Source organism: Rhizobium sp. CBN3, from assembly GCF_030518245.1.
GTDB classification, from domain to species: Bacteria; Pseudomonadota; Alphaproteobacteria; order Rhizobiales; family Rhizobiaceae; genus Rhizobium; species Rhizobium aethiopicum_A.
In genome coordinates this window covers 142878-162557 of sequence record NZ_JAULSE010000003.1, presented here as the reverse complement: position 1 = coordinate 162557, position 19680 = coordinate 142878, and the positions used below count along the sequence as shown (strand labels likewise).

The following is a 19680-nucleotide window of genomic DNA, read 5'->3' as shown; positions in this document are numbered from 1 at the left end:
TTTATGCAAGCGCTGCATGGGAAAAGCCCCCAATTTCCCGTGTCTTTAACCGGCCTTTCCGGGATTTGGCGTGACAGGGTTGACCATCTTTGCGCCTGCATCCTATGTGCTGAATGGCCGCGTCGGACAAGAGGCGGCGTTCGGCGGCGGCGAGCGAAACGGGGAAGCAATGCCACAGCATGTCAGCGGCAACAGTCTGAAGCGCCAGATCTTCTTCTGGCTGGCCGTGCTCGTCTTCTTCATCGCCTTTCTCTATGTCTTCAGCTCGATCCTCTTGCCGTTCATTGCCGGCATGGCGATCGCCTATTTCCTCGATCCCGTCGCCGACCGGCTGGAGCGTCTGGGGCTTAGCCGCATGATGGCGACGGTCGGCATTCTGATCGCCTTTGTCATCGTCTTTGCGCTGGCGCTGATGATCCTCATTCCCGTGCTGATCAGCCAGTTCAACGATTTCGCCGAGCGCCTGCCGAGTTATATCAGCCAGCTGCAGAAATTCATCGCCCAGTCGCAGCATTCGCTGCTGCCGCAGTGGATCAGGAGCCAAGTCGGCACGATCAAGGACAATTTCTCCGGCATCCTCTCCGAGGGCATGGGCTTTCTGACGGGGCTCTTCGCGCAGATCTGGAATTCCGGCAAGGCGATCGTCGACGTCATCTCGCTGCTCGTCGTCACCCCCGTCGTGGCTTTCTATATCCTGCTCGATTGGGACCGCATGGTCGCCAAGGTCGATCAATGGATTCCGCGCGATTACGTGAATGATGTCCGCCAGATCGCCAGCGAGATCGATCAGGCGATCGCCGGTTTCATCCGCGGTCAGGGCTCGCTCTGCCTCATCCTCGGCATCTATTATGCCGCCGGCCTTTCCCTCGTCGGATTGAATTTCGGCCTCTTGATCGGCCTCTTCGCCGGTATGATCAGCTTCATTCCCTATGTCGGCTCGCTGGTCGGCCTCGTTCTCGCCGTCGGCGTGGCGATCGTGCAGTTCTGGCCGGATTATCCCTGGATCGGCCTGGTGCTCGTGGTCTTCTTCAGCGGCCAGTTTCTGGAAGGCAACATCCTGCAGCCGAAGCTCGTCGGCTCCAGCGTCGGCCTGCATCCGGTCTGGCTGATGTTTGCGCTGTTTGCTTTTGGCGCGCTCTTCGGCTTCGTCGGTCTTCTGGTCGCCGTGCCGGCTGCCGCCGCCGTCGGCGTCCTTGTCCGCTTCGCGCTTTCGCGTTACCTTCAGAGCGATCTTTATTTTGGCGGGTCATCAGGCGGCCGCGCTCAGAAGACGAAATCAGTACCCAATGAATGACGTGAAGAACGCTGATCCGAAGCGCAAGGCCGGAGAACAGCTTCCCTTGGCCTTTTCACATGACGTTGCAACCGGCCGCGACGATCTCCTGATCTCGGAGCGTCTCGCCGCCGCCGTCTCGATCGTCGATGCATGGCCGAACTGGCCGTCGCCGGTCGTTATCCTTGCCGGCCCCGTCGGCTCGGGAAAATCGCACCTGGCCGGCATCTGGAAAGAACACAGCGGAGCGGAGATCATTCACCCCAAGGCCGGCTCCAATGCCGCGGTCACGGCGGCGAACGGCCCTGTCCTGTTCGAGGATGCCGATCGCCTCGGCTTCGACGACAACACGCTTTTCCACGTCATCAACAGCGTGCGCGAAAACGGCACCAGCCTGTTGATGACAAGCCGTCTCTGGCCGATGTCGTGGCCGGTTCTGCTGCCGGATCTGCGCTCTCGCCTCAAGGCTGCCACCGTCGTCGAGATCGGCGAGCCGGATGAAGCCCTGTTGTCGCAGGTGATCGTCAAGCTCTTCGCCGACCGGCAGCTTTATATAGATGACAAACTCGTGCTCTATATCGTCAACCGGATGGAGCGGTCGCTGAATGCGGCCCAGACGATCGTCGAAAGGCTCGACCGGCTGGCCCTGTCGCGGGGCACGAAAATCACCCGAGCTCTTGCTGCCGAAGTATTGAATGAATTGGGAAATTCGGAACCGGCCGATTGACTGTCACAGATCCGTCGTGAAACTGATATAATTGCCGTCGCGATTGAAAACGGGGTAAGCGGACCATGGACAGCGCAGTCGCAGAACATCAGGAACTCACTCCGGAAACCAACGACAACGTGCCCCGGCTGGAAGAGTTGCTGGCAAGCCCCGAGCGCTTCATCAACCGCGAATTCTCCTGGCTGCAGTTCAACCGCCGTGTCCTGGAAGAGACGCTGAATACCGAACATCCGCTGCTCGAGCGCGTCCGCTTCCTGTCGATTTCGGCAGCCAACCTCGACGAGTTCTTCATGGTGCGCGTCGCCGGCCTCGAGGGCCAGGTGCGCCAGAACATCGCCATCCGCAGCCCCGACGGCAAGACACCGGCCGAACAGCTCGATTCGATCCTGCAGGAGATCGACCATCTGCAGATGGAGCAGCAGGCTTCGCTCGCCGTGCTGCAGCAGTATCTCGCCAAGGAAGACATTCTGATCGTGCGCCCGGGCGCCCTGAGTGATGCAGACCGGCAGTGGCTGGCGGCCGAATTCGAACAGGCGATCTTCCCGGTGTTGACGCCGCTATCCATCGATCCGGCCCATCCGTTCCCCTTCATTCCCAATCTCGGTTTTTCGATCGGGCTGCAGCTCGTCAGCAAGAACGGCCGCGAGCCGATGACGGCGCTGCTGCGCCTGCCGCCAGCGCTCGACCGCTTCGTCCGCCTAACTGATGACGGGAACACAATCCGCTACATCACGCTGGAAGACGTCGCCAACATCTTCATCCACCGTCTCTATCCGGGCTATGAGGTGCAGGGTTCCGGTACGTTCCGCGTCATCCGCGACAGTGATATCGAAGTCGAGGAAGAGGCCGAGGATCTCGTGCGCTTTTTCGAAACGGCACTGAAGCGGCGCCGCCGCGGCAAGGTCATCCGCATCGAGACCGATTCCGAAATGCCGGCCTCGCTGCGTCAGTTCGTCGTGCAGGCACTGAGCATCCCCGACAATCGCGTCGCCGTTCTGCCGGGGCTGCTGGCGCTGAACACTCTGTCGGAGATCACCAAGGCGCCGCGCGACGATCTCCGGTTTCAGCCCTACAATGCGCGATTTCCCGAGCGCGTCCGCGAACATGCCGGCGACTGCTTCGCCGCCATCCGTGAGAAGGACATGGTCGTCCACCACCCGTATGAATCCTTCGACGTGGTGGTCCAGTTCCTTCTCCAGGCTGCGCGCGATCCTGACGTTCTGGCGATAAAGCAGACGCTTTACCGCACCTCGAACGACAGCCCGATCGTCCGCGCTCTGGTCGACGCCGCTGAAGCCGGTAAGTCGGTGACAGCACTGGTGGAGCTTAAGGCTCGCTTCGACGAAGAGGCGAATATCCGCTGGGCGCGCGATCTCGAACGCGCCGGCGTGCAGGTCGTATTCGGTTTCATCGAGCTCAAGACCCACGCCAAGATGTCGATGATCGTCCGCCGCGAGGAAGGCAAGCTCAGAACCTATTGTCACTTGGGAACCGGTAACTACCATCCGATCACCGCCAAGATCTATACGGATCTCTCCTATTTCACCTGCAATTCCGTCATCGCCCATGACATGGCTAATATCTTCAACTTCATCACCGGCTACGGCGAACCTGAAGAGGGCATGCAGCTCGCCGTCTCGCCTTATACGTTGCGCTCGCGTATCCTGCGTCACATCGAGGAAGAGATTCAGCATGCCAGGAACGGCGCGCCGGCGGCGATCTGGATGAAGATGAACTCGCTAGTCGACCCCGACATCATCGATGCGCTCTATCGCGCCAGCCATGCCGGCGTCGAAATCGATCTCGTCGTGCGCGGCATCTGCTGCCTGCGTCCGCAGGTGCCCGGTCTCTCGGAGAAGATCCGAGTCAAATCGATCGTCGGCCGCTTCCTCGAGCACAGCCGCATCTTCTGCTTCGGCAACGGCTATGGCCTGCCTTCCGACAAGGCGCTGGTCTACATCGGCTCGGCCGACATGATGCCGCGAAATCTCGACCGCCGCGTCGAGACCATGGTTCCGCTGACGAATCCGACTGTTCATGAGCAGGTCTTGTCACAGATTATGCTCGGCAACGTGATTGACAATCAACAAAGCTACGAGATATTGCCCGACGGTACGTCGCGGCGCATGGAAGTGCGCAGGGGCGAGGAGCCGTTCAATGCGCAGCAGTATTTCATGACCAATCCGAGCCTGTCAGGCCGTGGTGAAGCTCTGAAATCAAGCGCGCCGAAACTGATCGCCGGCCTGCTCGAAGGCCGCAACAACAAGTAAAACTGGACCATATGGTTGAATCTGAAGCCCAGGGGCGCCTTCCAGGGATCGCCCCGGTCTCCGTCGTCGACATCGGATCGAATTCCATTCGTCTTGTCGTCTACGAAGGCCTGTCCCGTTCGCCTACGATCCTCTTCAACGAAAAGGTCCTCTGCGGCCTCGGCAAAGGCATAGCCGTCACCGGCAAGATGGATGAAGAGGGCGTCGCTCGGGCTCTGGCGGCGCTCCACCGTTTCAAGGCCCTATCCGATCAGGCGCGGGCCGCCACCATGTATGTGCTGGCGACGGCCGCCGCCCGTGAGGCGAGCAACGGCCCCGATTTCATCCATCAGGCCGAGACGATCCTGCAGCGCCACGTCCGGGTGCTCTCGGGCGAGGAGGAGGCTCGCTTCGCCTCGCTCGGCATCATCAGCGGTTTCTTCAATCCTGACGGCATTGCCGGCGACCTCGGCGGCGGCTCTCTTGAATTGATCGACATCAAGGGCAAGGAGGTCGGCAAGGGCATTACGCTGCCGCTCGGCGGTTTGCGCCTGTCGGAATATGCCGGCGGTTCTCTTTCCAAAGCGCGTGACTTCGCCCGCAAGCAGCTGAAGACGGCAAAGCTTTTGACGAACGGCGAGGGGCGCACCTTCTACGCCGTCGGCGGCACCTGGCGAAACATCGCCAAGCTGCACATGGAGATCACCAATTATCCGCTGCACATGATGCAGGGTTATGAGGTATCGCTCGAAGCGATGATGCTGTTCCTCGATCAGGTGGCCACCGCGCGCGATTCCAAGGAACCGGCCCTTCAGGCGGTCTCCAAGCATCGCCGTTCGCTGCTGCCTTTCGGCGCCATCGCCATGAAGGAAGTCTTGAGCGTCATGAAGCCGTCGGTGATTTCCTTCTCGGCGCAGGGCGTGCGCGAGGGATATCTCTATTCGCTGTTGTCTGAGGCCGAGCGCCGCGCCGACCCGCTGCTGGCCGCTGCAGGCGAATTGGCGATCCTGCGTGCCCGTTCGCCGGAGCATGCCCGCGAACTGGCGGAATGGACCGGCCGCATGATGCCCTTGTTCGGCGTCCAGGAAACCGAAGAGGAAAGCCGTTATCGTCAGGCCGCCTGTCTGCTTGCCGATATCAGCTGGCGCGCCCATCCCGACTATCGCGGCCTGCAGGCGCTGAACGTCATCGCCCACTCCTCCTTCGTCGGCATCAGCCATCCAGGCCGCGCCTTCATCGCGCTCACCAATTATTACCGTTTCGAGGGCCTGCATGACGACGGCGCCACCGGTCCGCTGGCGCAGATCGCGACCCCTCAGTTCATCGACCGCGCCAAACTGCTCGGCGGCATGCTGCGCGTCGTCTATCTCTTCTCCGCCTCCATGCCCGGCATCGTCAAGAACCTGACCTTCCGCAAATCGTCAAACCCGGACTTCGACCTCGAATTCATCGTACCGCCGGAATATCGCGATTTCGCCGGCGAACGCCTGGACGGCCGCCTGCAGCAGCTGTCGAGGCTGACGAACAAAAGGCTGGCGTTTCGGTTCGAGTAGGTTGATTCGCGGCGGTTGTGCCATGGGGCACCCCCCCTCTGCCCTGCCGGGCATCTCCCCCACAAGGGTGGAGATTGGCAGGAGGTGATCGCTCGGTCCCTTTCCAGCAACCTACTGATGCTAAGCAGTGTTGTATGGCGGAATCGTTGCGCCCAGCCAATCTCCCCACCTGTGGGGGAGATGCCCGGCAGGGCAGAGGGGGGTGCCGCACGGCACGCCCTCAACAACAAGGGCGGCACTGACGCGCCGCCCTCTCAATCTCACATTAGAGCCCCCAATTACTTCGCGTTCAAAAACTCGCCAACTTCAAGCAGGCTGAACTCGTTGTCATCAGCCTTGTCGACGGCGCGGCCGGCCGAGAAGGGCAGGTTGTTGTCGTTACCGATGATGATGTGCGTGGCGTCGACGCGGTCGACGTTTTCGATCGTGACGAACGGCATGTCGTAGACGCCGTCCTTGTTGCCGGCCTTCTTCTTGTTGTCGGGGTCCTGGATGTTCAGGAGGTCGATATAGCCGATCTTGCGGACGGCCTTGCCGACATTGGCGTCGTTGAACTCGATCTTGTAGACGCGCTTCAGCACCGCCGGAGCTTCGAAGCAATCCGGCTTCGGCTGCTTCGGGTCGGCGCAGGCCTTATCGCTGGTGCCGGCGCCGCTGTCGCGCTCGATGACGAGAGCGGTGGAGTCGTCGAGCATGTTGAAATCACCGATCGATACACCCTTGTCTTCGAACGGATAAAGCCAGCTGCGGCCGGTCCACTTCTTGGAGGCAGCGTCGAATTCGATGACGCGGATGGCCGTATGGCCGTCAGCCGTTTCCATTGTGCCGTCATCCTTGTAGATGGCACCTTCGAGCAGGCCGTAGAGCTTGGATCCGTCCTTCGACATGGCAAGGCCTTCGAAGCCGCCCGAGCGCTTCAGGTTGAAGACCGGCATCTTGGCGGCCGGATTGCCCGGCAGCTGGATCAGCGGGTTGTCGGGCGAAAGCACCGGCTTGCCGTCGAGCGTCGTCGGGATCACGTCCGTCAGGCGACCTTCGGTATCGACCTTGAGGATATAGGGACCGAACTCGTCGCCCAGCCAGAAGCCGTCGGCAACCGGCTGGATCGATTCGATGTCGAAGTCGGCACCGGTGAGGTAACGCTTTTCTGTGCCTTCGAGCACGATCGGGAAAGGCGCGATCTTGTTTGGATCGGAGAGGAAGAGGTTCTTGACGACCTCAGCCTTGTTGGCAGTCCAGTCGAACTTCATCTGATGCAGGAACAGCATGGAGTCGGAAGAGTTGGCTTTGGAACCGAAGCCGTTGTCCGAGAGCGTCCAGAAGGTCCCGTCGGCCATCGTCTTGATGCCCGAGAAACCCTGGATCGGCTGACCGTCGAACGGAAGCTTGAGGTCCGTCACGCGCGCGCCGTCCTTGCCGGGAACGCTGCCGAGTGCTTCGGTGCGCTTGCGGTCCGGCGTCGTGAACTTGCCGGAATGCTTGAGGAATTCGGGGGCGTCGGCCGGAGCCGGGACCATGGTGTTGGCTGGCAGGATCGCCTGGCCGCCGAGCTTGGCCGGGAACTGCTGCTGGTCGGCCGAAACGGGGCCGGCAATCAGGATGAAAAGCGATACGGAAGCAGAAAGGACGTTCTTCATAATTTCCCCACGGAGCGGATGCGAATAGCTTCCGCTTAACAGGGCTTCCGTGTCAGCGAATTGACGGTTGGGTGAAGCTTTGGTGACGGCTGATAAATGGACTTGCTCAGCCGTGCAGAACGACTGCGGGCGTGTTCAGAACGGTCACCGCACGCGAGGACAGCGCCATGACGCCGAGTGCCTGGCCGCGTCCCTTGACGGCATGGATCCCGAGATCTTCGCAAGAAATGTCGTCGGGAAAAGTCATGCGCCGGGCCAGCTCCGCCGAGATCAGCACCTGCCGGTTCAGGCTGCGGCAGAGCGTCTCCAGCCGGGCGGTCGTATTCACCGTATCGCCGAAATAGCTGATCTTGTGGTGATCGACGCCCACTTCCGCCGTGATGATCTCGCCGCCATGAAGGGCAACGCGAAGCTTCGGCACCTGACCGTATTTTTTCCGCCAGCCGGCGGCATTGGCTTCGATATCGGCGAGAATATCGAAGATGCAGCGAACACAGCGCGCATCCTTGACGCCGCGGGCAAGCGGCCAGGTAATGATCGCCGCATCGCCGACATAGTCGTTGATCATGCCCTTGTGGCGCCGCACCGGTTCCGCGAAGGTCGCAAACAGCGAGCTCAGCAGCTGCTGTGCTCTGAGGTCGCCATGCTTTTCGGCAAAAGCAGTCGAATCGACGAGGTCGATGAAGAGGAAGACACGCTCTTCCTTGACCGGATTGCGATAGCGGCTGATGAGCATGCTGACGAATACTTCGCGGCCGAGCAATTCCCGCACGCGCAGGATGAAGATCAGTGCCGAGCAGACGGCAAGCGCATAGAGGAAGACCTCGAACGGCATGATGACGAGGTCGACGAGCGACGACGGCGTCAGCATGCCGAGCGACCAGAGCAGGAGGCCGGCGCAGGCGAAGCCGATGCTCATCAGGATCTCGTAGATCACCAGTTCCGTGATGATGAACAGGAAGGTCGGCAGCCTCTGGATGCGTCGGTAGAGGGTACGAAACAGAACTTTGCGCTCGAAGGCGAGAATCGGCATGCCGATAAAGAGCGCGAAGATCGCCCCGATGACCGGCGTCTGATTGGAGTAGAACATCAGATCGTAGACGACGCCGCTGGCAGCCAGCACGATCGCGATCAAGATCCAGTTCTGCGTTGGAGATATTTCCCGCATGCCGCCTCTTCGCCTGAGGTTTCCTCCAGTCATTGTTTCAGCTGGGAAAAAAGCGTCAAGCGAATTCGATTTGGTTTCAGAGGCTGACGGTTTCAACCTTTCGGCCGGCGAAACGCAGCCCGATCTGACCCTGGATCAGCTGCAGCGCCGGCTCGCCGAAAAGATCGCGCCGCCAGCCGTGCAGGGCAGCGACATCGGCCTTCTCGCCATCGGCGGCAATCTTGTCGAGATCCTCGCTGTTGGCGATCACCTTCGGCGCCACGCCATGTTTTTCCGAGATCAGCTTCAGCAGCACCTTCAAGAGTTCGACGGCGGCAGCTGCGCCCTCCGGGGCCTGTGCCTGACGAGGCACATGTGGCATCTCGGCTTTCGGAAGGGCGAGCGCCGCATTGACCGCCTCGATGACCGCCGTCCCGGCGGCCGAGCGCTCCCAACCCTTCGGAATGGTGCGCAAGCGGCCGAGGGCTTCGGAATCCTTAGGCTGCTGCTGGGCGACCTCGTAGATCGCATCGTCCTTCAAGACGCGCGAACGCGGCACATTGCGGGCCCGCGCCTCGCGCTCACGCCAGGCGGCGACATATTTCAGGATCGCCAGCTCCTGCGGCTTGCGCAGGCGCATCTTCAGACGCTGCCAGGCGTCGTCGGGATGCATGTCGTAGGTTTCACGCGCCTCGAGAATGTCCATTTCCTCGCGCAGCCACGACGTGCGGCCTTCGCGATCGAGCTCGGCCTTCAGCGACAGGTAGACGTCGCGCAGATGCGTGACGTCGGCCAGCGCATATTCGAGCTGCTTTTCGGAGAGCGGCCGGCGGCTCCAGTCGGTGAAGCGCGACGACTTGTCGATATGGACATTCTTGATGCGGCTGACCAGCTGGTCGTAGGAGACGCTGTCGCCGAAACCGCAGACCATGGCCGCGACCTGCGTGTCGAAGATCGGATGCGGAATGAGATTGCCGCGATTGAAGATGATTTCGATGTCCTGACGTGCCGCGTGAAAGACCTTCAACACCTTCGTGTCGGCCATCAGCTCGAAGAAGGGGGCGAGGTCGATGCCCTTCGCCAGCGGATCGACGAGAACTTCCAATGTCGGGCTTGCCATTTGGATCAGGCAGAGCTCCGGCCAAAAGGTCGTCTCACGCAGGAATTCGGTGTCGATGGTGATGAAGTCGGACTTGGCCAGCTCTTTGCAGGCGGCCGCCAAATCGGCGGTGGTTTCGATCATATCAATTCATTCGCAAGGAAAAGGTTGGTTGAACCTTCCTTCTCCTTTCGCTTCGATATGTCAATACAACAGCACAGGCTTCGGGCATTGCTGAAGAAGAATCACGTCCAAACTGAGGCAAGGCGAATGCTTCAGCTCACTCTGATATAGCTGGTCATTCCCGTCTTCTGATGTTCGATGATATGGCAATGCAGCACCCAGTCGCCGGCATTGTCGGCGACAAGGGCCAATTGCACCTTCTCATCCGGCTGGACGAGGTAAGTATCGGACACCAGCGGCATCACCTCGCGCGTCGAGGAGGAGATCACCGTGAAACTCATTCCGTGCAGGTGGATCGGATGCGCGTGCGGCGTGGTGTTCTCGAGGTTGAAGACATAGCTCCTGCCGAGCTTCAGTTCCGCCAGCGGCGCCGTCGGATCGGGCGTGTCTCCGGGCCACGGCACCTTGTTGATCGCCCAGAAGCTGTAGCCGAGCGTGCCGCAGATGCTCTCCACGGCGGCATTTTCCGCAGTGGCGCTCAACACCAGCGGGATCTGTTCGGCAGCGGAAAGATCGGCCTTCGGAACAGGATTTTGGCCAAGAGGCCCGAGATCGCCGATATCGCGCTTCAGCGATGCTCCGACCGCACGCAGGCTGGCGATCGTCTTCGGGGCGGTGCCGCGGATATCTTCCAGTGTCGCGACGGCGCCTTCATCGTCCGGCATGCGCACCACAAGATCGAGCCGCTGGCCCGGCCCGATCTGCAGGAGGTCGAGAGGGAAGCGTTTCGGCACCGGATTGCCGTCGATGGCGATAACGGTCGCATCGGCGCCCGCCATCTTCAGCGAGAAGATGCGCGTCACGTCGGTGATGGCAATGCGCAGCCGCACCAGCCCGCCGGCCGGCGCATCATATTGCGGCTCCCGGCGCCAGTTGGCCGTGCGCACCGTGCCGTAGGTGCCGCTCTTGGCAGCGTCGCGCGGCCGGAAGGGCGCGATGAACTGCCCGTCGCCTCCGAGCCGCCAGTCGCGCAGATTGAGCAGCACCTCCGCGTCGAACTCCGGATCGGCCGGATCCTCGACGACGAGCATGCCGGTCATGCCGTGTCCCATCTGCGTCAGCGTGTTGCAATGCGGATGATACCAGAAGGTGCCGGCATCGGGCGGCGTGAAGACATAGTCGAAGCTGTCGCCGGTATAGATATAGGGCTGCGTCACGAAGGGCACGCCATCCATGCGGTTGTCGATGCGAAGCCCGTGCCAATGGATCGTGGTCGGCTCATCGAGCCCGTTTTTCAGCCTTGCCGCGTAGGGCCGCCCCTTGGTCATCCTCAGAGCCGGCGGCATGCCGTCATGGCCCCAGCTCATGACATCTCTGGTCGGACCCGCCTCGGTCAGCAAGGCCTCCGTTTTCACAGCCGTCAGCAGCTGCGGTTCCGGCGCCGCCTCGGCAAGCCCGAATTTGCCGGCAACGGCGATGCCGGCGCCATAGGCGCCGGCGACGGCGGATGCCTTCAGAAGGTTGCGGCGGGTCAGCAGAGGCATGCAGAGGCTCCAGGACGAGAATGCCGATCCTTCTAAAGTTGAGCCGCATCTTCATCAATACGGGAAACGCGGCCAAACTGCCGCAGCCTGCGGGTCGCAGCCTCGCCATAAACGCATGCCAAACCCAGGGGCGGGGCGCGCTAAGCCTTGACAAATCGGAGCGTCCATGCGCTTTTCCGCCCGATTTTCTTGTCGGCGCGGGAGGGTCTTAGAACCCCTGCTGCCGTCTTCAGCCACATGCCAGGATTTGAGATCATGCATCGCTACCGCAGCCACACATGCGCCGCCCTCCGCAAGACGGATGTCGGCTCGACCGTCCGCATCGCCGGCTGGGTCCATCGCGTTCGCGACCATGGTGGCGTTCTCTTCATCGATCTTCGCGACCATTACGGCATCACCCAGGTCGTCGCCGACCCGGATAGCCCCGCCTTCAAGACGGCGGAAACCGTGCGTGGCGAATGGGTCATCCGCATCGACGGCCTCGTCAAGGCCCGTACCGAAGACACCGTCAACAAGACCATGGCGACCGGCGAAATCGAGCTCTACGCGCAGGAAATCGAAGTGCTCTCCGCCGCCAAGGAATTGCCGCTGCCGGTGTTCGGCGAACCCGACTATCCGGAAGACGTTCGCCTCAAGTATCGCTTCCTCGATCTTCGCCGCGAAACCCTGCACAAGAACATCGTCAAGCGCACCCAGGTGATTTCGGCCATGCGCCGTGAAATGAGCGGCGCGGGCTTCACCGAGTATAGCACGCCGATCCTGACGGCCTCCTCGCCGGAAGGCGCGCGCGACTTCCTCGTGCCGAGCCGTATTCACCCCGGCACCTTCTACGCCCTGCCGCAGGCGCCGCAGCAGTACAAGCAGCTCTTGATGGTCGCAGGTTTCGACCGCTACTTCCAGATTGCGCCGTGCTTCCGTGACGAAGACCCGCGCGCCGATCGGCTGCCGGGCGAATTCTACCAGCTCGACCTCGAAATGAGCTTCGTCACCCAGGAAGACGTCTGGAACACGATGGGTCCGCTGATGACCAAGGTGTTCGAGGAGTTTGCCGAAGGCAAGCCGGTCACCAAGGAATGGCCGCGCATCCCCTATGACGAGGCGATCCGCAAATACGGCTCCGACAAGCCTGATCTGCGCAACCCGATCGTCATGGAAGCGGTGACCGAGCATTTCGCCGGTTCCGGCTTCAAGGTCTTCGCCGGCATGATCGCCTCCAACCCGAAGGTCCAGATCTGGGCGATCCCGGCCAGAACGGGCGGCTCGCGCGCTTTCTGCGACCGCATGAACACCTGGGCGCAGAGCCAGGGCCAGCCGGGCCTCGGCTACATCTTCTGGCGCAAGGAAGGTGAGAAGCTCGAAGGCGCCGGACCGCTTGCCAAGAACATAGGCGAGGAGCGCACCGATGCAATCCGGACCCAGCTCGGTCTCGGTGACGGCGACGCCTGCTTCTTCGTCGCCGGCGAGCCGGAAAAATTCTATAAGTTTGCGGGCGAGGCCCGCACCAAGGCCGGCGAAGAGCTCAACCTCGTCGACCGCGACCGCTTCGAACTCTGCTGGATCGTCGACTTCCCCTTCTTCGAATGGAGCGAGGAAGAGAAGAAGGTCGATTTCGCCCATAACCCGTTCTCGATGCCGCAGGGTGGCCTCGACGCACTGCAGAACCAGGATCCTTTGACGATCAAGGCCTTCCAGTATGACGCCGTCTGCAACGGCTTCGAGATCGCCTCGGGTTCGATCCGCAACCAGTCGCCGGAAACCATGGTTGCCGCCTTCGAGAAGATCGGCCTCAGCCAGCAGGACGTCGAGGACCGCTTCGGCGGCCTCTACCGCGCCTTCCAGTATGGCGCGCCCCCGCATGGCGGCGCTGCCTTCGGCATCGACCGCATCATCATGCTGCTCGTCGGCGCGAAGAACCTGCGCGAAATCTCGCTCTTCCCGATGAACCAGCAGGCCCAGGATCTGCTGATGGGCGCGCCGAGCCCGGCAACGCCGACGCAGTTGCGCGAGCTCGCGATCCGGCCGATCCCGCCGGTCAAGAAGGACTGAGTTCGGATCATTGTCGAATGAGAAAGCCCGGCGATCGCAATCGCCGGGCTTTTCATTTGTGCCAATGCCTGCATATGCCGGAAATAGAAAGGCTCGGCAGCGGAACTGCCGAGCCTGCTCCCATGAAGAAAGCCAAGCGGTCAGTCGTTGGCCGAAACCTTGACTCCGAGCACCTGCGGCAGCGTGTTCGGAGCGCCCATGGCAGCACCGACGATCGTCGGGAACGGCACCGGCTTTTCGGGAGCGGCCTTGACGGTCAGGCTCTTCGGGTCGTCGAGGAAGGTGTTGACCGCGGCCGAAACGGCGTTCTGCAGTTCCGGGATATTAAGCTGCGCCAGCATGATCGGCGTCATCGCCTTCAGCGAATCCGCCATCTGCTTGCCGGACATGTTCTGCTGCGAACCCGCATAATCCAGCGCACGCTTGGTGATCGACGCATCTTCGAAACGCACCTGTGCGGCCTCGAAGGACAGCTGCTGCATCAGGCCGAGCATGGCAAGGCCGAGCGCCTGCTGCGACTGTTCCTTGTTTGGATTGGCTTCGGATTCCTTCATCGCATCCTGCATCGATTTCATGAAAGCCATCGTGTAACCCGAGATCTTGAAGCCAAGATTCAGCTTGCCGATGTTGGTGAAGTCGAAGGCGAATTCCGAAATATCGATCGTGCCGGGGGCGAGTTCCCAGGCGCCCTTCATGGTAATATCGCCCTGGACGTGCTGCAGGGCGAGCTTCTCGATCGCGTCCTTGCTCTGCGCGTCTTCGGCCTTGCTGAGATCGGCCTTCATGCTTTTGAAGGCGCCGTCGAAATCGAAGCCGGATTCGTCTTCGCGCAGCGTCAGGTTCATGTCGGTTTGGAGCAGCGAGAACACTTCCGCACCGTCCTTGACCACCTTCAGCGGGCCGGTATGGGCGGTTTCGTAAAGCATCATGGTATCGAGCGTATCGCCGCCAGCCGTTGCCGGCACGGAGATGCCGCCGAGCGTCAGCTCCTGCGCCGTCACGGTCACGCCGTCTTGGGTCTTGTTGATGTCGGGGAAGGCAGCTTCTTCGATGTAATAGCCGCCGTCCTCGTCTTCTTCGACGCCGGAAAGGGTGATTTCGCCGATGGGCAGGCTTTCGCCGCCGGTCGGCTTGAGGGTGACATTCTTCAAGGTCACGGTCGTGCCGTCGATGTCGATGTTCTCAGCTGCAATGGTCCCGCCCTGTGCGGCATAAGCGGCATTGATCTTGTTCAGCAGATCGGTGCCATCGAAAGCGAAGGCCGAGCCGGCGAGCGAGAAAAAGGCGGCGCCCGACAGCATCAGCCGCGTTGTCCGGTAAAAGTTCATGGGTGATTCCTCTGGTGGCGTGTGGCGGTTCTAAAATCTGCAGTTACGCTACTACGGATTGGGCCCGCTTTATATTTACGGACTTCTAAATTTCCGTTGAAAGGAACGGCAAACGAAGTCCAAATTGCGGCGGAACGTTTGTCTCATCCTTTGATGTCGGTGCCAAGACTTCATCCACAGCTGCAATGGCCCGGATTCCTTGCCCGCCGGCCACTTCTGGGCTAGTCAGAACCCATGGGACAAGAGATTTTGCCGCCCTCCGGCGGAGACGACGACAACATCCAGCCGGTCGACCTCAAGGCGGCGCTCGAGCAGCGCTATCTCGCCTATGCGCTGTCGACCATCATGCATCGCGCGCTGCCTGACGTGCGCGACGGGCTGAAGCCCGTCCATCGCCGCATCGTCTATGCCATGAACGAGATGGGGCTGAGGCCGACCTCGGCCTTCCGCAAATGCGCCAAGATCGTCGGCGAGGTGATGGGTAACTACCACCCGCACGGCGACCAGTCGATCTATGACGCGCTTGCCCGTCTCGCCCAGGATTTCTCGCAGCGCTACACGCTGGTCAACGGCCAGGGCAATTTCGGCAATATCGATGGCGACAGCCCCGCCGCCATGCGTTACACCGAATCGAAGATGACGGCGGTCTCCGAACTGCTGCTCGAAGGCATCGATCAGGACGCCGTCGATTTCCGCGACACCTACGACGAATCGAATTCTGAGCCGGTTGTGCTTCCTGGCGCCTTCCCGAACCTGCTCGCCAACGGCTCCTCCGGCATCGCCGTCGGCATGGCGACCTCGATCCCATCGCACAATGCCCACGAGCTTTGCGACGCCGCCCTGCATCTGATCAAACATCCGGATGCGACCGTCGAAAAGCTTGTCGAGTTCGTCCCCGGCCCGGATTTCCCCACAGGCGGCATCATCATCGACAGCCGCGACAGCATCATCGAGAGCTACCGCACCGGCCGCGGCGGTTTCCGCGTGCGGGCGAAATGGCAGACCGAGGATCTCGGCCGCGGCGGCTATCAGATCGTCATTACCGAAATTCCCTTCCAGGTGCAGAAGTCGCGGCTGATCGAAAAGATCGCCGAGCTGCTGATCGCCCGCAAGCTGCCGCTGTTGGAAGATATCCGCGATGAATCGGCCGAGGACATCCGAGTCGTCCTGGTGCCGAAGTCGCGCAGTGTCGATCCGACGATCCTGATGGAATCGATGTTCAAGCTGACGGAGCTCGAAAGCCGCTTCCCGCTCAACATGAACGTCCTGTCCATGGGACGCATCCCCAAAGTCATGGCACTGAACGAGGTGCTCAAGGAATGGCTGGACCACCGCCGCGAGGTCCTGCAGCGCCGGTCGCGCTTCCGTCTGGCCGCAATCGAAAAACGTCTTGAAATCCTCGGCGGTCTTCTGATTGCCTACCTCAACATCGACGAGGTGATCCGGATCATCCGCGAGGAAGACGAGCCGAAGCCCGTCATGATGGCGCGATGGGATCTGACCGACAATCAGGTCGAGGCGATCCTCAACATGCGGCTGCGCGCCTTGCGCAAGTTGGAAGAGTTCGAGATTCGCAAGGAGTTCGATGAACTCACCAAGGAAAAGAGCGAGATCGAGGCGCTGCTTGCTTCCGACGACAAGCAGTGGCAGACGGTTGCCTGGGAAATCGGCGAGGTGAAGAAGAAATTCGCCAAGGCGACCGAGGTCGGCCGCCGCCGCACCCAGTTCGCCGAAGCGCCTGAGGCCGATGAAGAGGCGATCCAGCAGGCGATGATCGAGAAGGAACCGATCACCGTCGTCATTTCCGAAAAGGGCTGGATCCGCGCCCTGAAGGGCCACATCGCCGACACGGCGACGCTGACCTTCAAGGAAGGCGACGGCTTGAAAATGGCCTTCCCGGCGCAGACGACCGACAAGATCCTGATCGTCACGACAGGCGGCAAGGCCTTCACGCTCGGTGGCGACAAGCTGCCGGGCGGTCGCGGCCATGGCGAACCGTTGCGTATCATGGTCGACATGGACAACGACCAGGCGGTGCTGACCGCCTTCGTCCAAGATTCCTCGCGCAAGCAACTGATCGTCTCGACGGCCGGCAATGGCTTCGTCGTTCCAGAGGCGGAGCTGGTCGCCAATACGCGCAAAGGCAAGCAGATCATGAATGTCGCGCTGCCGGAGGAAACGCAGCTGCTGGTGCCGGTTAGCGGCGATCATGTCGCCGTCGTCGGCGAAAACCGCAAGCTGCTGGTCTTCCCGCTCGCGCAGGTGCCGGAAATGTCGCGTGGTAAGGGCGTGCGCCTGCAGCGCTACAAGGATGGCGGCATTTCCGACGTCCGCTGCTTCGCGATCTCAGACGGCCTCGTCTGGGAAGACAGCGCAGGCCGCACCTTCACGAAGAGCAAGGACGAGCTCGCCGAATGGCTGGGCGACCGCGCCAGCGCCGGCCGCACCGTACCGAAGGGCTTCCCGCGCAGCGGCAAATTTGCCGGCTGAGGCTTTACAGCGCTGCGCGCCTGTTCAGGTGCGCAAAGGACTGCCGTAACACCTTGATTTTCTGTCGAATTAAATTCCGCGCTCGGCTCTTGGCGGGCGCGGGAACTTCTCTATCTCATTGCTGTTATCAAAAATAAGAGAAGGCCGGTTGCGTGGGCGGACGGAACGGCTGTGGTTCGTTGCGCTTCGGGAAGGCGCGCGTGCCCCTACCGGAGGAAAATCGATGCCCGCCAGCACCATCAAATTGCATGTCAGCCAGACCTACAAGGCCCCGCCCGCTGTGGTCTACGACGCCTGGCTTAACCCCGAAATTGCCCGCCGCTTCCTGTTTGCGACCGATGATGGTCACGTCATCCGTGCCGATATCGATCCGCGCGTCGGCGGCCGTTTCTTCGTCGTCGACCGCCGCCCGACCGGCGACGCCTTCCATCAGGGCGTCTTCCTGGAATTGAAGCGCCCGCAACGCATGGTCTTCAGCTTTTCCGTCGAGGAGCACGACCACAATTGCGATCGCGTCGAAATCGACATCGAGCCTCTCGGCGGCGGCAGCCGCCTGACATTGACTCACGAAATGTGCGCCGAATGGGCCGCACACGAGGAGAAAACACGGCAAGGCTGGGCACATGTCGTCGAAGCGCTCGGCAGGGAACTGGAACAGCAGCAGTTGAAGGCTACCGGTTGAGCGGCAGGCTGAAGTCACGCAGAAAGCGCGTCGCACCTTCCTCGTCAATCTCGCCGGCGGCGATGGCAAGGACGAAAGCGTAGAGATTGGCGTCGGTGGTCTCCATCTCGTAGCCATTTTCGAGAAGGAATACACCGGCGGTGACGATCGCGATGCGCTTGTTGCCGTCGACGAATGCGTGGTTGCGGGCGAGGCCGAAAAGATACGCTGCGGCGAGTTCGATGACATCGTCGCAACCGTGATTGGCCTGATGCATCGGCCGGCCGAGGGCGGATTCCAAAGCGCCCTCGTCACGCAACCCGGCAAGCCCGCCGAAGCGCTCGATCTGCATTGTCTGCAGAGTCTCCACCAATGGCTTTGTCAGGAATTTGAAGGCCATTATTCGGCCAGCCTCTTCAAAGCGACTTTATACTTGTCCATGAAATGTCGTGCCGCCTCGAGCTGACGAGACAAATCTTCGTCAGCCGGCCTCAAATTGATGCCGCCGTTTTCCATTTGCAGTTCCAGCGAGTCGCCTGTTTTTAATCCGAGGCGATCGAGAACCTCTTTGGGGATGATGACACCCTCGGAATTGCCGATCTTACGGATCGTGACGTTCATCGCTCTGTCCTCTGTGGTAACGCCGTTATAACACGGTGCCGAGCGGGCGACAACGTCACATCGAGACTTGCATGATGCTCTTCCGCCGCGCCATCCAGAGGGAATGCGCGGCGATTGTCGCCGTCAGGATGCCGCCGCCGACGAGCGTCGTCGTTACGGGCGTTTCGGCAAAAATCAGCCAGACCCAGATCGGCGCGAGCACCGTTTCCAAGAGATAGAACATGCCGACTTCAGGCGCGGACAGATAACGTGGCCCTGTCGCCAGGCACCAGAAGGCGACCGGCATCACGATGGCGCCGTTGAGGAGGATCCAGCCTGGATGGGCGATGGCAAGCCCTGAGGGCAGAGCCTGCGTGAGGCCGAGTACAGCCGGCAGGATGGCGGCAAGCAGCGGCACGAAGCCCATTTTCCGGCGCGAGGCACGCCCGACCGTAATGGCTGCGGCAAGAATGAGCGCGCTGAGAAGCGCCATGGCGTCGCCAAAAACATGGCCGCTGGAAAGTCCTTCGCTCACGATCAATCCGACGCCGAGGACCATGAACAGCATGGCGACCAGCGTTGCGGCCGGGGGCTTCTCCTTGAGGAAAATCCAGGAAAGAAGAGCCCCGAACATCGGGTTGAAGGCGACGATGAAGACGACATTGGCGGTGGCCGTGTTGAAGACGGCCAGCACGAAGGTGAGGGAAGAGAGACCGTAGAGCAGACCGGCGATCAGACCGGGTCGCCCTGGAACGAGCACCGGCCATTTGCCCGATACAAGGCGCATTGCTCCTAATATGACGAGCGTGGCGACAACCGTTGCTGCGCTCCGCACTCCGAGAATCGACCAGATGTCGCCGTCGCCAAGGCGAACGAGCGGGATATCCATGGAAAGCGCCAGCCCGCCGATCGCCGTCAGCAACAGGCCTTTCCGATGATCGGAAAGAGCAGTGGGGAACATTTAGAGCCTTTCCTGGTCAGATTGAAGCATTCTGTTGGCTCAAACGGAGTCGGATTGGTCGATCGGCCGGCGCGCGTCGTAGCTAAGCTCTACGGCCAAGACGGCCGGTCGATCAGCCGGCCCGTTTCAGCCAACCCTCCCGCAGATTTGCCTGGCAAATCTGCAAGACTCCAGAATCGCCGGACGCACTTGTCGCTTCGCCGCGGCGAAGCGGTGCGGCCGGTGGGCGGGCATCTTTCCTC

At 61.2% G+C, this 19680-nt stretch carries 15 protein-coding genes; 7 read left to right on the top strand and 8 right to left on the bottom strand.

Features of this window, described 5'->3' with window-relative positions; translation table 11 throughout:
• Positions 1 to 169: 169 nt before the first annotated feature.
• The 4 genes from QWJ46_RS06105 to ppx all read left to right on the top strand — a co-directional run bounded on the left by QWJ46_RS06105 (position 170) and on the right by ppx (position 5802).
• Complete coding sequence (locus QWJ46_RS06105; RefSeq protein ID WP_302750265.1) at positions 170 to 1294, top strand: AI-2E family transporter; 1125 nt, start codon at positions 170 to 172, stop codon at positions 1292 to 1294.
• A complete protein-coding gene (hdaA, locus tag QWJ46_RS06100) occupies positions 1287 to 2000 on the top strand; it encodes a DnaA regulatory inactivator HdaA (protein ID WP_184453131.1) in 714 nt (237 codons plus the stop codon). Before QWJ46_RS06105 ends, hdaA begins: the two co-directional genes overlap by 8 nt.
• 65 nt (positions 2001 to 2065) lie before the next feature.
• The gene (locus QWJ46_RS06095; RefSeq protein WP_302749820.1) at positions 2066 to 4270 is read left to right on the top strand and encodes an RNA degradosome polyphosphate kinase; all 2205 of its coding nucleotides are present in this window, start codon (positions 2066 to 2068) and stop codon (positions 4268 to 4270) included.
• An 11-nt stretch (positions 4271 to 4281) separates the two neighbouring features.
• A complete protein-coding gene (gene ppx / locus QWJ46_RS06090) occupies positions 4282 to 5802 on the top strand; it encodes an exopolyphosphatase (protein ID WP_302749819.1) in 1521 nt (506 codons plus the stop codon).
• 278 nt (positions 5803 to 6080) lie between these two features.
• Here ppx and QWJ46_RS06085 read toward each other — a convergent pair whose 3' ends face one another.
• The 4 genes from QWJ46_RS06085 to QWJ46_RS06070 form a co-directional block, all read right to left on the bottom strand.
• Positions 6081 to 7439, bottom strand: a complete 1359-nt coding sequence (locus tag QWJ46_RS06085) for an esterase-like activity of phytase family protein (RefSeq protein ID WP_302749818.1) — start codon at positions 7437 to 7439, stop codon at positions 6081 to 6083.
• A gap of 106 nt (positions 7440 to 7545) precedes the next feature.
• On the bottom strand, positions 7546 to 8607 hold the full coding sequence (locus tag QWJ46_RS06080; protein WP_184453123.1) for an adenylate/guanylate cyclase domain-containing protein: 1062 nt from the start codon (positions 8605 to 8607) through the stop codon (positions 7546 to 7548).
• Positions 8608 to 8683: 76 nt separating this feature from the next.
• Positions 8684 to 9829 (bottom strand): ribonuclease D, encoded by a 1146-nt coding sequence (gene rnd / locus QWJ46_RS06075; RefSeq protein WP_302749817.1) that lies wholly within the window; start codon positions 9827 to 9829, stop codon positions 8684 to 8686.
• A gap of 131 nt (positions 9830 to 9960) precedes the next feature.
• Positions 9961 to 11352: a multicopper oxidase family protein gene (locus QWJ46_RS06070; protein WP_302749816.1), complete on the bottom strand. Its 1392-nt coding sequence runs from the start codon at positions 11350 to 11352 to the stop codon at positions 9961 to 9963.
• A 255-nt stretch (positions 11353 to 11607) separates the two neighbouring features.
• On the opposite strand from QWJ46_RS06070, the gene aspS reads away from it, so the two are divergent.
• Complete coding sequence (gene aspS / locus QWJ46_RS06065) at positions 11608 to 13398, top strand: aspartate--tRNA ligase (protein ID WP_302749815.1); 1791 nt, start codon at positions 11608 to 11610, stop codon at positions 13396 to 13398.
• Between the two features lie 140 nt (positions 13399 to 13538).
• Here aspS and QWJ46_RS06060 read toward each other — a convergent pair whose 3' ends face one another.
• The gene (locus QWJ46_RS06060; protein ID WP_302749814.1) at positions 13539 to 14726 is read right to left on the bottom strand and encodes a hypothetical protein; all 1188 of its coding nucleotides are present in this window, start codon (positions 14724 to 14726) and stop codon (positions 13539 to 13541) included.
• Between the two features lie 234 nt (positions 14727 to 14960).
• Between QWJ46_RS06060 and parC the strand changes: the two genes are divergently transcribed.
• Complete coding sequence (parC, locus tag QWJ46_RS06055) at positions 14961 to 17216, top strand: DNA topoisomerase IV subunit A (protein WP_302749813.1); 2256 nt, start codon at positions 14961 to 14963, stop codon at positions 17214 to 17216.
• A gap of 223 nt (positions 17217 to 17439) precedes the next feature.
• Positions 17440 to 17898: an SRPBCC domain-containing protein gene (locus QWJ46_RS06050; RefSeq protein WP_184453111.1), complete on the top strand. Its 459-nt coding sequence runs from the start codon at positions 17440 to 17442 to the stop codon at positions 17896 to 17898.
• Here QWJ46_RS06050 and QWJ46_RS06045 read toward each other — a convergent pair.
• Genes QWJ46_RS06045 through QWJ46_RS06035 form a run of 3 tightly spaced genes read right to left on the bottom strand, consistent with a single transcriptional unit; the run spans position 17888 to position 19438 of the window.
• Positions 17888 to 18277 (bottom strand): type II toxin-antitoxin system death-on-curing family toxin, encoded by a 390-nt coding sequence (locus QWJ46_RS06045; RefSeq protein ID WP_302749812.1) that lies wholly within the window; start codon positions 18275 to 18277, stop codon positions 17888 to 17890. The two genes, QWJ46_RS06050 and QWJ46_RS06045, sit on opposite strands and share 11 nt — an antisense overlap.
• Positions 18277 to 18498, bottom strand: coding sequence for an AbrB/MazE/SpoVT family DNA-binding domain-containing protein (locus QWJ46_RS06040; RefSeq protein ID WP_302749811.1), 222 nt, complete (start codon positions 18496 to 18498; stop codon positions 18277 to 18279). The genes QWJ46_RS06045 and QWJ46_RS06040 overlap by 1 nt, the downstream gene beginning before the upstream one ends.
• Positions 18499 to 18553: 55 nt before the next feature.
• Positions 18554 to 19438, bottom strand: a complete 885-nt coding sequence (locus QWJ46_RS06035; RefSeq protein ID WP_302749809.1) for a DMT family transporter — start codon at positions 19436 to 19438, stop codon at positions 18554 to 18556.
• Between the last annotated feature and the right edge of the window lie 242 nt (positions 19439 to 19680).

Excerpts from the sequence above, each read along its gene's own strand:
- QWJ46_RS06105 (WP_302750265.1), top strand. The coding sequence starts at position 170 with ATGCCACAGCATGTCAGCGGCAACAGTCTGAAGCGCCAGATCTTCTTC.
- hdaA (WP_184453131.1), top strand. The coding sequence starts at position 1,287 with ATGAATGACGTGAAGAACGCTGATCCGAAGCGCAAGGCCGGAGAACAG.
- QWJ46_RS06095 (WP_302749820.1), top strand. The coding sequence starts at position 2,066 with ATGGACAGCGCAGTCGCAGAACATCAGGAACTCACTCCGGAAACCAAC.
- ppx (WP_302749819.1), top strand. The coding sequence starts at position 4,282 with ATGGTTGAATCTGAAGCCCAGGGGCGCCTTCCAGGGATCGCCCCGGTC.
- QWJ46_RS06085 (WP_302749818.1), bottom strand. The coding sequence starts at position 7,439 with ATGAAGAACGTCCTTTCTGCTTCCGTATCGCTTTTCATCCTGATTGCC.
- QWJ46_RS06080 (WP_184453123.1), bottom strand. The coding sequence starts at position 8,607 with ATGCGGGAAATATCTCCAACGCAGAACTGGATCTTGATCGCGATCGTG.
- rnd (WP_302749817.1), bottom strand. The coding sequence starts at position 9,829 with ATGATCGAAACCACCGCCGATTTGGCGGCCGCCTGCAAAGAGCTGGCC.
- QWJ46_RS06070 (WP_302749816.1), bottom strand. The coding sequence starts at position 11,352 with ATGCCTCTGCTGACCCGCCGCAACCTTCTGAAGGCATCCGCCGTCGCC.
- aspS (WP_302749815.1), top strand. The coding sequence starts at position 11,608 with ATGCATCGCTACCGCAGCCACACATGCGCCGCCCTCCGCAAGACGGAT.
- QWJ46_RS06060 (WP_302749814.1), bottom strand. The coding sequence starts at position 14,726 with ATGAACTTTTACCGGACAACGCGGCTGATGCTGTCGGGCGCCGCCTTT.
- parC (WP_302749813.1), top strand. The coding sequence starts at position 14,961 with ATGGGACAAGAGATTTTGCCGCCCTCCGGCGGAGACGACGACAACATC.
- QWJ46_RS06050 (WP_184453111.1), top strand. The coding sequence starts at position 17,440 with ATGCCCGCCAGCACCATCAAATTGCATGTCAGCCAGACCTACAAGGCC.
- QWJ46_RS06045 (WP_302749812.1), bottom strand. The coding sequence starts at position 18,277 with ATGGCCTTCAAATTCCTGACAAAGCCATTGGTGGAGACTCTGCAGACA.
- QWJ46_RS06040 (WP_302749811.1), bottom strand. The coding sequence starts at position 18,498 with ATGAACGTCACGATCCGTAAGATCGGCAATTCCGAGGGTGTCATCATC.
- QWJ46_RS06035 (WP_302749809.1), bottom strand. The coding sequence starts at position 19,438 with ATGTTCCCCACTGCTCTTTCCGATCATCGGAAAGGCCTGTTGCTGACG.